The 12,227-nt window shown below is 70.1% G+C and carries 9 protein-coding genes; 2 read left to right on the top strand and 7 right to left on the bottom strand.

The features are described 5' to 3' along the window. The first annotated feature begins 35 nt into the window (after nt 1-35). Entirely contained in the window at nt 36-1,082 is a 1,047-nt protein-coding gene (locus AB0L25_RS29520; protein WP_500175994.1) for a TIGR03617 family F420-dependent LLM class oxidoreductase, read from the top strand. 388 nt (nt 1,083-1,470) lie between these two features. Here AB0L25_RS29520 and AB0L25_RS29515 read toward each other — a convergent pair whose 3' ends face one another. From AB0L25_RS29515 to AB0L25_RS29485, 7 genes are all read right to left on the bottom strand, one after another. Beyond that, nucleotides 1,471-2,583: an RNA-guided endonuclease InsQ/TnpB family protein gene (locus AB0L25_RS29515; protein ID WP_500175993.1), complete on the bottom strand. Its 1,113-nt coding sequence runs from the start codon at nt 2,581-2,583 to the stop codon at nt 1,471-1,473. A 242-nt stretch (nt 2,584-2,825) separates the two neighbouring features. Continuing rightward, a complete protein-coding gene (locus AB0L25_RS29510) occupies nt 2,826-3,980 on the bottom strand; it encodes an acyl-CoA dehydrogenase family protein (RefSeq protein ID WP_500175992.1) in 1,155 nt (384 codons plus the stop codon). A 2-nt stretch (nt 3,981-3,982) separates the two neighbouring features. Then, nucleotides 3,983-4,858: an oxidoreductase gene (locus AB0L25_RS29505; protein WP_500175991.1), complete on the bottom strand. Its 876-nt coding sequence runs from the start codon at nt 4,856-4,858 to the stop codon at nt 3,983-3,985. After that, a complete protein-coding gene (locus AB0L25_RS29500; RefSeq protein ID WP_500175990.1) occupies nt 4,855-6,273 on the bottom strand; it encodes an acyl-CoA reductase in 1,419 nt (472 codons plus the stop codon). Before AB0L25_RS29500 ends, AB0L25_RS29505 begins: the two co-directional genes overlap by 4 nt. Continuing rightward, entirely contained in the window at nt 6,270-7,613 is a 1,344-nt protein-coding gene (locus AB0L25_RS29495) for a long-chain-fatty-acid--protein ligase (protein ID WP_500175989.1), read from the bottom strand. The genes AB0L25_RS29500 and AB0L25_RS29495 overlap by 4 nt, the downstream gene beginning before the upstream one ends. A 320-nt stretch (nt 7,614-7,933) precedes the next feature. Beyond that, nucleotides 7,934-8,350, bottom strand: a complete 417-nt coding sequence (locus AB0L25_RS29490) for a roadblock/LC7 domain-containing protein (protein WP_416500731.1) — start codon at nt 8,348-8,350, stop codon at nt 7,934-7,936. Continuing rightward, a complete protein-coding gene (locus AB0L25_RS29485; protein WP_500175988.1) occupies nt 8,347-10,629 on the bottom strand; it encodes a sensor histidine kinase in 2,283 nt (760 codons plus the stop codon). The genes AB0L25_RS29490 and AB0L25_RS29485 overlap by 4 nt, the downstream gene beginning before the upstream one ends. Nucleotides 10,630-11,022: 393 nt before the next feature. On the opposite strand from AB0L25_RS29485, the gene AB0L25_RS29480 reads away from it, so the two are divergent. Further along, the gene (locus AB0L25_RS29480) at nt 11,023-12,078 is read left to right on the top strand and encodes a hypothetical protein (protein ID WP_500175987.1); all 1,056 of its coding nucleotides are present in this window, start codon (nt 11,023-11,025) and stop codon (nt 12,076-12,078) included. The last annotated feature ends 149 nt before the right edge of the window (nt 12,079-12,227 follow it).

Genomic DNA, 12,227 nt, shown 5'->3' with positions numbered 1-12,227 from the left:
GTTCACAAAATAGATTAATGATTTAACCTAGACGGATGACAGTGGACACGAAGATGCGGGTGGACGGCAAGCTGGTCGCGAGCTCGCTGGGGCGGGTGGCCGAGACGGCGCGCGAGCACGAGGCGAGGGGATACGCCGGCCTCTGGTCGTCGGAGTCCAAGCACGACCCCTTCCTGCCGCTCGTCGCGGCGGCGCAGGGCACCGAGCGCCTGGAACTCGGGACCGCGATCGCCGTCGCGTTCGCCAGGACCCCGATGACCCTCGCGTACACCGCCTGGGACCTGCAGCGCTACACGGAGGGCCGATTCACCCTCGGCCTCGGCAGCCAGGTCAAGCCGCACATCGAACGGCGCTTCTCCATGCCGTGGAGCCGGCCCGCCGCCCGCATGCGCGAGATGGTGACGGCCATCCGCGCCATCTGGGAGAGCTGGCAGAACGGCTCCAAGCTGGACTTCGAGGGCGACTTCTACCGGCACACCCTGATGACCCCCTTCTTCTCACCGGGGCCGCTGCCGACCCCCGCGCCCAAGGTCGTGATCGCCGCCGTCGGCGAGGCGATGACCCGCGTCGCCGGCGAGGTGTGCGACGGGATCCTCCTGCACGGATTCACCACGGAGCGCTACATCCGCGAGGTGACGCTGCCGATCGTCCGCGAGGGGCAGGAGAAGGCGGGCCGCTCCGGCCTGCCCTTCGAGGTCGTCGGGCTGCCGCTGACCGCGACCGGGACGACCGACGAGTCGCTCGCCGCGGCGGTGCGCGCCGTCCGCGAGCAGATCGCCTTCTACGCGAGCACCCCGGCCTACCGCGCCGTCCTCGATCTGCACGGCTGGGGCGAACTCGGCGACGAGCTGCACGCCATGTCGCGCGGCGACGCCCCGGACAAGTGGACCAGGATGGGGGACGCCGTCGACGACGAGGTCCTCAACACCTTCGCGGTCGTCGGCCCGCCCGAGGAGATCGCCCCGGTACTGGCCGAGCGTTTCGGTGACCTGGTGACCCGCTTCCAGTTCTACGCGCCGTACGAACACGAACTCGACGTGTGGACGCCCGCGCTCGCGCAGCTCGAAGAGCGGTCCGCCTAGCGGCGGCGATCGGTGAGGCGGGCGGCGGAGGCCCCCGCCTCACCGCAGGTCGCGAGCACGCGCACGCAACACGTTCTTGAGCACCTTCGAGCTCGCGTTGCGCGGCAGGTCCTCGACGACGAACAACCGCCTCGGCACCTTGAAGCCCGCCATGCACTCGAACGCCCAGGCTGACCAGTTCCTCGTCTTGACGCGCTCCCCGGCATGAATGCCGGGGATTCGGCCTGTGCCGCGCCGTTGCCGGTGCGGTCACCTCCGCGGCTTCCTGCTTCAACGGGCCGTGCCCCGACCCAGGGTCGGGGGTCTTACCTGCCCTCCATCAGGCGTTTAAGGTCTCCGCCTCCCCCGGACGCCTGGGGGTTTCCGTCCAGCGGCGACCAGCAGAGCATCACATGGTGATGCGGCGTCCCTCGTCCAGGATGTTGCGTGCGGCATTGACGTCCCGGTCGTGCACCACCCTGCACCCCCCGCACGCCCACGCGCGGACGTGCAGCGGTTTGGGGCCGTCGCGCTGTCCGCAGTGCGAGCAGATCTGCGAGGACGGGAACGCCCGGTCCACCCGCGCGAAGGTCCGGCCGTACCGGGCCGCCTTGTACTCCAGCATTGCGGTGAAGGCCGACCATCCGGCGTCGTGCACCGACTTGGCCAGCCGGGTGCGCGCCAGTCCCTTCACGCAGAGGTCCTCGACGTAGAGCGCTTGGTTCTCGCGCACGAGCGTAGTGGACAACTGGTGGTGGAACTCGCGGCGCGCGTCGGCGACCTGCGCGTGCGAACGGGCGACCTTGGTGCGGGCCTTGTCGCTGTTGGCCGAGCCCTTCTGCTTGCGGGACAGGTCCCGCTGGGCTTTGCGGAGCTTTCTCTCGGCGCGGCGCAGGAAGCGCGGGGAGGCAACCTTACGGCCGTCCGACAGAACCGCGAAGTGCTCCAACCCCAAATCGATGCCCGCTTCGGCATCGGCCGCCGGCAGCGGTTCGTCGTCGGTCTCGACAACGAACGAGGCGAAGAACCGTCCGGCGGCGTCCTTGACCACGGTCACCGTCGCCGGGACCGACGGCAGCCGGCGCGACCACCGCACCCGCACCTCGCCAATCTTGGGCAGGGCGAGCTTCCCGCCGCCAGTTATGGACCAGCGGGCGTTGGCGGTGAACCGAATCGACTGCCGGGCATCCTTGCCGGATTTGAACTTCGGCGCCCCCGTGCGGGGGCGTTTGCCGGCCAGGCCGTCGAAGAACGCCCGACAGGCGGCCTCCAGGTCCCGCAGCGACTGCTGCAGCACCACTGCCGACACCTCACCCAACCACGCACGCTCCGGCGTCTTCTTCGCCGCGGTCATCGCAGCCGACAGCTCGGCCGCCCTCGGGTACGGTAGCCCGGCCTCGCGGGCGTCCTTGCGCGCCCGCAACGCATCGTTGTACACCACGCGCGAGCAGCCGAACGCCCGCGCGAGGGCGTTCCGCTGCCCCCGGGTGGGGTAGAGACGAAACCGATACCGAAGCTGCACGTAACCAGACTATTACCCTCCGGATCCATCCGGCTGCGGGACGCAGGAAAACGGGCCGGTTCGATGCGGGTGACGCCGGACCGCCCCGAGGGCGGTCCGGCTATTCCTGTCCCGCTTCGCGGGAGGGTCGGCTTCCCCTGAAGCTGCAGGGCGGAGCACTGCCGACGAATGCCGGTAGCGAATCCGCAGGTCCGGTGGGACGTAGCTCCAGCGGTCCTCCCTGCTCGGCGGGGCGACGGCCGTCATCGCTCCTTCTCGCCCGCCCGCAGCAGTTCGCGAGCCACGATCGCCCGTTGGATCTCCGCGGACCCCTGGGTCACCTCGAAGAACTTGCTCTCCCGGAACAGCCGCTCGACCTCCATCTCCCGCGTCCAGCCGTAGGCTCCGCAGACCTGGAGCGCCGAGCCGGCCGCCTCGCGCGCGGTGCGTCCGGCGACCAGCCTCGTCGCCGCCGCCTCGCGCGCCACCGGCAGGCCCCGATCGACCATGGCCGCGACCGACTGGACCAGCGCCCGCGCGGCCAGGACGTCCGCCTGCGTCTCCGCCAGATGGGACTGGATCGAGGCGAACTTGCGCCCGATGGGCTGGTCACGGTGGGTGCGCTCGAGCGCGTACCGCACCGACTCGTCCAAGGCTCGCTGCGCGATGCCCACGCAGATCGCCGCCGCGCGCACCTTGCCCCGCGACTCCCCCGCGAGCATGGCCTCGAACCCGCCCGCCGGATCGCCGACGACGTGGTCGGCGGGCACGCGGACGCCCTCCAGGTACACCGGGGCGGGCTCTCCGCCGCCGAGTCCGAGCACCTCCACCGGCGGGCCGGTGGACCAGCCCGGTGAGGCGGTGTCCACGAGGAAGGCGCCGACACGGTCCCCGGGAGTCTTGGCGAACACGAGGGCGACCGAGCACACCCCGGCATAGGAGATGAACTGCTTGGCTCCGTCCAGGATCCAGTCATCGCCGTCACGCCGCGCCTCGGTCCGAAGCTGGCGAGGGTCGGAGCCCGTCTGGGCCTCGGTGAAGGCCCAGGCCGCCACCACTTCACCCGAAACGAGCCTCGGCACCCAGCGCCGGACGACCTCGGAACCGCCCAATCGCAGGAGCGTGTCGGCGACCTGCACCGTGGTCCCCGGATAGAGGGCCGCGATGGCTCCGGCACGCGCGACCTCCTCGGTCGCGGCGACGTACGCGCTGAAGGTGCCGCCGGCGCCGCCCACCTCCTCGGGGAAGGGCAGAGAGAACATCTCGAGCTCGCGCAGCCGCTCCCAGAGTTCCCAGGAGAAGCGCTGCGTCCGGTCGATGTCGCCGATCAGCGGCCGCACTCGCCGCCGGGCCCAGTCGCGGACCTCCCTGCGCAGGGTCTCCAGGTCGTCCGCGCTGTCGGTCGGAACGGGCGCCACGGTCACCCCGCACCTCCGGCAGGTTCATCGGCCGGGGTGAAGGAGGTCGAGCCGGCGACTTCCTCCCACGCGTCGAGCTCACGTTCCACGTCGGCGAGCTTGCCGCGAATCGCACGGACGGCGTCATGCCCGAGCGGCAGCCGTCCTGGTGGATCGTCCGCTTCGACCGCCCGGACGATCGCCTCGGCGGCCCGCCGGGGGTCGCCCGGCTGCGCGCCGTCCAGCCGCTCCAGGCCGCCCGCGATCGCGGTGACGACCTCGTACTCGGTGATGCTCCGCGCCGCCCGCTTGAGCCCGGCCCCGGCCCAGCGGGTCCGGAAGGCCCCGGGTTCGACGATGGTGACGCGCACGCCGAACGGCGCGAGCTCGTGGCGGAGCGCCTCGGAGAGGCCCTCCAGGGCGAACTTGGAGGCGTTGTACAGGCCGAGGCCGGGCTGGCCGGTGAACCCGGCGATCGAGCTGACGTTCACCACGTGCCCGCGGCCTCGCTCGCGGAAGTGCGGGAGAACCGCGCGGATGAGCCGGAGAGGTCCGTAGAAGTTGGTGTCCATCTGATGCCCGGCCTCTTCATCGCTCACCTCCTCGACCGCGCCGAGCAGACCGTAACCGGCGTTGTTCACCAAGACGTCCAGGTGCCCGGCGATCCGCACGGCCTCGTCGACGCGCTCGGCGAGGACGTCCGCGGGATCCGTCGCGTCCAGGACGACCGCGAAGGCGCGTCCAGACGACAGCAGCTCGAATTCGGCCGCCTGCTCCTTGTTCCGCAACGTGCCGACCACGGTGCCGCCGCGGTCGAGGACGGTCTCGGCGAGCGCACGTCCCAGGCCGCCCGACACTCCCGTGATCATCCAGTGCCCGGGGGCGTTGCCTTCGCTCATTCGTCGTTCACCCATCGCATCAGCCGCTGGAGCGGGTAGAAGCCGTCGTGCGACAGCCCCGGAGGCATCCCGCCCGCCATGCCCAGGGTCACCACGCGCTGGACGCCGGCGGACGCGAGCGCGTCGCGGAGTTCGACCTTGCGCGCCGCCGGGTAGACGCCCACCGTCTGCGTGGCGACACCGGCGTACCGGATCGCGTCGGCGAGCGACGGCACCGGGATCACGTTGACCACCTTGCCGTCGGGGTGGAACTCCACGGGCTCGGGAGAACGGATGACCAGGCCGTGACCGTCGTAGCCGCCCCACACGCGGTAGTCGTCCTCCAGGCCGCGCAGGACCTCGATCTCCTCGCGCAGCTCGGCGTCGACCTTCGGCCCGCCTGCGGAGGAGAACTCGCGTGCCACGCCCATCCGCTCGCAGAGCGCGGCGGCGAACCTGTCGGCGTTCTCCACCGGCCCCTCGACGAACTGGAACCGGCTGGCGACGCACGCCGCCTGGTTGAAGAACGTGGCGTCGGTGGCGGCGGCCTCGGCGGCCTCCCGAAGGGCCTTCTCCGAGGCGAAGGCCTGCTCGCCGATCACCGAGATCGACGTCTTCGGGTCGAAGGAGACGAGCTCGAATCCGGGGCCGATGTACTTCAGCGCCCCGCGGATGGTGCCCTCTCCGCCCCACGCGACGAGCTTGTCGAAGAACTGGGCGCGGAACAGCACGCTCTCCACGGCGGTGTCGCCGCCGCGCCAGTACGCCGCCGAGAACGAGCGCACGATCGGATGTCCCGGGGCGACGGCCGCCATCGTGCGCAGCACGGCGGTCGCGGTGAACAGGTCGTTCGACGGAAGCTTGAGGAGGTTGACGCCCTTGGTGATCGCACCGCGGACGATGGACTGCGCCGCGACTCCGGGAGCGTTGCCGGCCAGGATGTGGACCAGGCGCGGCGGGAAGGCGCGGATCCCGGCGACGCGGCCGTCCGGCAGGACGACCTCCCGCCAGCCGTCCAGGACGTCGGCGCCGCCCAGTTCGTTGTCGATCTGGGCCAGGATTCCGGGCCGCTGGAAGCTCCGCCACAGCAGCGCGTAGGCACGTTCCAGGACCTCCGCAGGCAGCGGGCTGACCGCCGTCATGTGCTCCAGCGCTTCGGCGAGCAGGCCGTACGTGTCGTCCTTGAGGTGCAGACCGGTCTCCACCAGCAGGTCGACGATCTCGCTCGTGGGCACGTCGAAGGCCGGACCCGCCTGCGACCTCGGCCAGACCAGCCGGTCGAGGTCGAGGGCGGGTGTGCGGAACTCCTCGCCGGGCCGGCCGTGGACGACCGCGGCACCGTGGTCGACCTCGCCCTGGACGACGTGGGCGACCGGTGTCGGCTCGGCGGTGTTCCCCGCCGGATTCTCGGTACCGGACAGAGTCGCGCCGCTCATGCCTGGATCATTCCTCTCACGTAGGAGTCGAGCGTGGCCGCACAGGTGATCTTGTCGTCGCCGCCGAGGTCGCCGTAGCGGGTGATGTCGGGCAGCACGGCGGGGCCGGACCGTCCGCACTCGCAGTCGCCGAAGTTCACCCGCACCCGGTCGCCGCTGATCAGGCCGCCCCAGCGGCCCTCCAGGGAGACGTCCAGGAAGGCGAACCGGCCCTCGACGGTTCCCTCGCTCTCGTTGAGGAGCGTTTCGCCCGGCTCGTCGAGGATCAGCGGCAGGACCCACGGCGGCACGTGGTAGTTCCCCTTCTCGCAGGCGGGGCAGGAGCCCTGCAGCTCCGTCATGCCGTAACTGCGGATCCTCCGGACGTCCCCGTAGAACGCCGCGAGCTGCTGCGGGTAGTCGTCGGGCAGGACGTTGTTCTTGTTGCCGCCGCCGGCGAGGACCAGCGAGTCGGGGTGGAACTCTCCGTCGGGCACGCCGCGCGCCCGCATGCCCTGCATGAGGGCGTACTGCTGGTTGTTCATCGCGGCGATGAACAGCGGCTCGCGCCGATGCTCCGTGATGTCGTCGATCAGCGCGTCGAACGTCGCCTGCATCTCGCCGCCCCGCTCGCCCGAGGCGCTCTCGAACTCCTTGACCTCCTGGGGTGTGGCGGTCCCGTCGGTCATCTTCTTTCGGAGCAGGCCGGTGCGCATGAGTTCGGAGACCCTGAGCGGCTCGTCGGTCAGGAGCCTCAGCGCCCCCTCCGTGACGAACAGATCCGCGTGCATCCGGAAGCCGTCGATCGAGCGCATGGGGCCCGCCGCCGGGGTCAGGATGTAGCCGCGGCGGGTGCGCTCGGGCGGCAGCGGACGCGGCCAGCAGGTGAGGTTGGCCATGACGTCCCAGAGGAGCGCGCGGTCCGCTTCGACGCTGTTGAGGAACGAGACCTTCCCCGATGTGCCGCTGGTGATGTAGAGCCGGTGCCCCGCCGCGTCGAGCCGCGCGATCCAGTCGTCGATGTCGGTCACGCCGGTGACGTCGACCTCGCCGGGCTCCACCACCGAGACGGTCGAGTACCAGCGCAGCAGCCCGTCCCAGCGTCCGGAGGTGATGTAGTTGAGCGGGTACGACTTGTAGCTGGTGTGCGAGAACAGCAGCGGAACGATGTCGGCTTCCGCTCCGATCTCCTTGACGCCCACCTCGTCCGCCCTGCGCCGCAGCAGCGGGATCCGCTCGCGATGTGCGGCGAAGCACTCACGTGCCGCCTCCAGTTGGAGGGCGCGCAGTCGCCTGGACGGTTGGTCGAACGTCTCCCCGAAGCCGGCGAGACTCCGGAGCTCATCTCGGGCGCTGGTCACGGTCCCTCCTCGCTCGATCCGCCGCACGGCCGGCGGTCGAATCTAAATCAGATGTTGAATCTGAAATATTTAGCTATTTCGAACATAGGTGGGTGCTGTGATGATGTCAATGGTCGGTGTCGAAACGATGGCACGAGACGATTTACCCGCACGTCACGGCGCCCTTGTGCCGCATCGACCCACGAATCCCAACGACACATCCTCGACATGCAGAGCCTCCGGGCACGTCGAGCGAGGGCGCCTGAAAGCTCATCACTCCGCACAAGGGAACGTCATCGAGGCGCTCGACCACGCGCCTGAGCAGGCACCGGCGGCTCCGCTCAGCCGGTGGATCCATCTGAGGCGCGCGGCGCGGCGCCGAACTGGAGTTTCAGCCGCTTGATCAACATGGTCGTCTCGTAGGCGACGAGGCCGGTATTGCCCCCGCTGTCACTCAGCACGGCGAGGCAGCTGCCGCTGCCCGCCGGCATCACGAAGAACAGCAGTTCGTCGAGATGAACGACGGTCTGCCGCACCCGTTCGGCTCCGAAATGCTCACGGGCGCCGTTCGCGAGGCTGAAGAAGCCGGACGACGCGGCGGCGAGGAACTCGGCGTCCTGGCGGGCGATGTTCTCCGAAGCGCCCATGACGAGGCCGTCCCGAGAGAGCAGCACGGCCTGACGCACCTCCTCGACCCTTTGGACGAGGTCCTCCAGCAACCAGTCGAACCGGCCGGAGCCGTGAGCCTGCGAGGTCATGCTTCTTCCCACCCGTTGTTCGGATCGCTGACGTCGTCTTCCCCGCCTTGCCGCCATCCCGACTGGAGAGCCGACATGACGCCACGGTTCAGGTCGGCGTCCGCCTCGTCGTCGTCCGGCTCGGCTTCCCGCCTGGCGTGGGCACCTCCGGCGGACCGTCTGAGCTGGGGGGCCATATGACTCTGCCTCACTCGCCTGGGGAGGACTCCGGTGGTCTCACTGGTCTGGTCGGCGTGGGCCTCCGGTTCGACCGTCCGGGCGACGGCCGCCTGGGACGGCACCGGATTCGAAGCCTCGGCCGCCTGTGCCGGACCCCCGGACCGATAGGGCCGGCCGAGCCGCTGTGGGGGCGTAACGCCCTTCGCCGGAGCGGCCCCCGCAGTGGCAGGCGGCCCGTGTTCGCCGCCGACGGCGACCGTCGCAGTGGCGGCGCCCTCTTCCGCGACCGCCGATGTGAGCTTGCCGGGAATGAGCACGATCGCAGTGGTCCCTCCGTACGGCGAGGGCTCCAGGGAGACCTTGACACCGTGTCGGGCCGCCAACCGGGCGACCACGAAAAGCCCCAGACGATCGGTATCGGCCAGGTCGAAGTCCACCGGCTGGGCCAGCCGCTCGTTGAGCGCGGTGCGCTGCAGGGGATGGATGCCGACCCCGCGGTCGACGATCTCGACGGCCAGGCCCGCGGCGACGGACTCGATCTTCACCGTCACCTCGGTGCCGGGCGGCGAGAAGGTGGTGGCGTTCTCGATCAGCTCGGCGAGAAGGTGGATGACGTCGGCCACGACGTCGCCGCTCAGCGCGGCGGGCGAGGAGCCGACCACGTCCACCCGTGTGTAGTCCTCGACCTCGGCGATCGCCGCCCGGGCCACGTCCTCCGCCGCCACCGGGTGTTCCCAGGCCCGCACCGTCGGCGCGCCCGAAAGGATGACGAGCCCCTCGGCATGACGTCGCATCCGTGTCGTCAAGTGGTCCAGCCGGAAGAGGTCCTCCAGTTCCTCGGGACTGGACGCCTTGCGCTCCATGGCGTCCAGCAGCCTGAGCTGGCGATGGAGCAGCGACTGGCTACGCCATGACAGGTTGACGAACACCTGGTTGATGCCGCCTCGCAATTCCGCCTCCCCCACCGCCGTCGTGATCGCCGTCAGCTGGACCGCGGCGAACGCCTCCGCCACCTCCACGATCTCCTGGGTCCTGCCGAAAACCGGTGGCGGCGTCTCCGCCTTCACGTCCACCCGTTCACCGCGTCTGAGCTTCCCCACGACCTGTGGCAGCCGTTCCTGAGCCATGTGCCGGGCCGTATGCCGAAGCTTCCCGAGTTCCGCCGCCAGGCTCCGGGCGAGCAAGGTCGAGGAGAGCACCGCCACGACGACGACGAGGAGACCGGCCACGCAGACGACCAGGAACCGGACGGTGATCCGCTGGGCGACCGGCTGAACCTGGTCCCGGTCGACCACGGCGGCCGCTTGCTGGGACGCGTGCAGCCAGGTTTTCGACAGTGCCTCCGTGGCGGCTCGCCACTGTGCCGGGTCGGCCACGGACCGCCTCTGCACGACGTCGGCCTCGAGCCTGAGGAAGGCCGTGTGCTGGGGAGAGCTCTCCAGCCCGGCAAGGATGTCGGCCACCGCCCCCGAGGATCCGGCGCGCGCTTCGGCAAGGGCCTGAGCGCGGGCCCCCGACCAGGCGACGAAGGCGGTGTACTCACCGTCCGTCAACCTGCCGGCCGTGCCTGCGGAGGCCATCAGAGCGCCCTCTCGAAGGATGAACTCCTGTGCCCAGTAGGCGTCGATCAACGCGCGACTCTGCTGGAAAACACCGATGTCGTCGACGTCGACCATCATGCCCAGCAGCGGAATCGTCGTCTCGGTGATCTGGTCGTAGCCCTCGATGACCTGGAGGGATGACACCGCTCCCGAGCCGATTCGGGAACGGAGCGCCTCCATACCGGAGAACGCCTGGTCGATGGAGCGCAGGCGCTGCTTCGTCTCGGAGTCGAGGGCACGCTGGGCATCCTGCGAAAAGGCCGACTCGCGGAAGGCGCCCAGGGCGGCGTCCGTCCTGCGCGCCTGCTCCTGGAAGCGCCGAAGACCCGCACCGGTTCGCTTGCCGACGAAGGAGGCCGCCGTGGCCCGCTCGCTCTGAACCGCCTCGTTCACGACGCTCACCGGCAACCCGACGCGCTTGTACATCGTGGAGTAGTCGTACCGCTCGAGCGCGGCGGACGCCGTGGTGACCGCGGCGAACGCCCAGAGCGACAGCAGGGCGATCAGGGGCAGTGCCAACAGCAGCGCGATCCTTCGCCGAACCGGTTGTGCGCGCGGCCGCCGACGACCGGCCCGGCCACGGTCTCGCCTCGCCATGCGTCCACCCTCCACCAAGCCGACCTCGGACGTGACGTAGGCCATAGATCTTACTTATTTGATCTAGTTAGATCTAGCGTTCCACGGCGAGAGTCGATGTCGATGACCACGGCGGCACCGTCGCCCCGCGTTGCCCAAGAGCTTCAGATTGGGCTGCGACCAGCCAAAACGAAAGAACCCAAGGAACACCTATCGACACCACCTATCCAGTGGATAAGCTTAAAAATATAACTGTATCTCGGGACGCGTCGGCCGTTCGATACTGCTCGCGGCCGAGGGATCGCGACCGACCGATCGACAGGGAGCGGCAACTCGATGAAGAACGACAGCAGCGCCTCGCGACGGCTCGCCGGGCTCGGGGGCCCGGCCGGCGCGTTCGCCGGGCGGGCCCTGGCGTCCGGCCGCGGGATCGACCCCCGCCAATGGGCGTCCGACGACACGATCCTGGGACTGACCCGCGAAGCGGGCTACCTGTGGGGGACGGTGCGCGACGCCGAGACGGGAGACGTCGTCTCGCTCATGCGTCGCATTCCGCCCGCCGGTTCCACCATGGGCGAACCCGACTCGAAGGAGGCCCTCTCCGGCAAGCTCATCGTCATGTCCACCCATGACGGCGCCGGCGCGCTGCGCGTCCGGCGAGAGCCCAAAGTGGCCGTGGACAGCCGGGAGATCACTCGAGCCCCCGTCCCCGGCGGTGTGCGGTTCGCGTCGGCCGCGGCCGCCCGCGGCGGCGCCTTCGACCTGAGCCTCTCTCCGCACGAACTCTCCTATTCGGAAGAGGGGATCGTCGACCTCCGCGGCACGCTCGCCTGCCCCGGCCTCCAGTGGTTCCTGCCGGGAGCCGACGCGGCCCTCCTGTATCTCACCCAGACCTGGGAAGTGACCGGCACCGTCCTCGGCCGGGAGGTCCGCGGCTTCCTGTTCTGGGAGGAGGCGTACATGTACCCCGGAGCTCGCCTGTACGTCGCCAAGGACCCGCTGCACGATGTCGCCTACACGACGTGGTACTCGTGGGCCAACCGGTACAGCGACGGCACCACGGAAGTCGGCCACTTCCTCTTCGGCCAGGACGACTTCCACGTGGGCGTCGTGGCCTCCAGCGACGGACATGTCCAGGTCGCGAATCAAATGGACGCGGTCGTCCGGAGGAACTCCGAGGGCTACTGGCACGACGGGCTGGACTACGTCCTCGACGGCGAGGAGTGGATCTGCGAACCCGATCCGCGCGGTCGCATGCAACTCGGCCCGATCCCCAACCCGCAGCAGGAGGCCCGCATCCGCCGCCGCGACGAGACCCGCGACGTCGAAGTGTGGATGGCATGGGGCGAGACCGTCCCGAAGAACGGCGAGGTCCGCCGAAACCATCGGTGAGCTCGTGGGCCCAGGGGCGCTTCATCGCCTGACGGGCCGGACCGTTCACCATGGTCGGCGCGCCGACCCCGGGGGGGGGGGGGGGCCCGCCCCCCGCCCCCGCCCCCCCGCGGGGGGGGGCGGGGGCCCCCGGGGGGGGGGCCGCGCGC

Source organism: Spirillospora sp. NPDC052242 (assembly GCF_040679555.1).
Taxonomy (GTDB): Bacteria; Actinomycetota; Actinomycetes; order Streptosporangiales; family Streptosporangiaceae; genus Spirillospora.
This window is presented reverse-complemented; position numbering and strand designations above follow the sequence as displayed.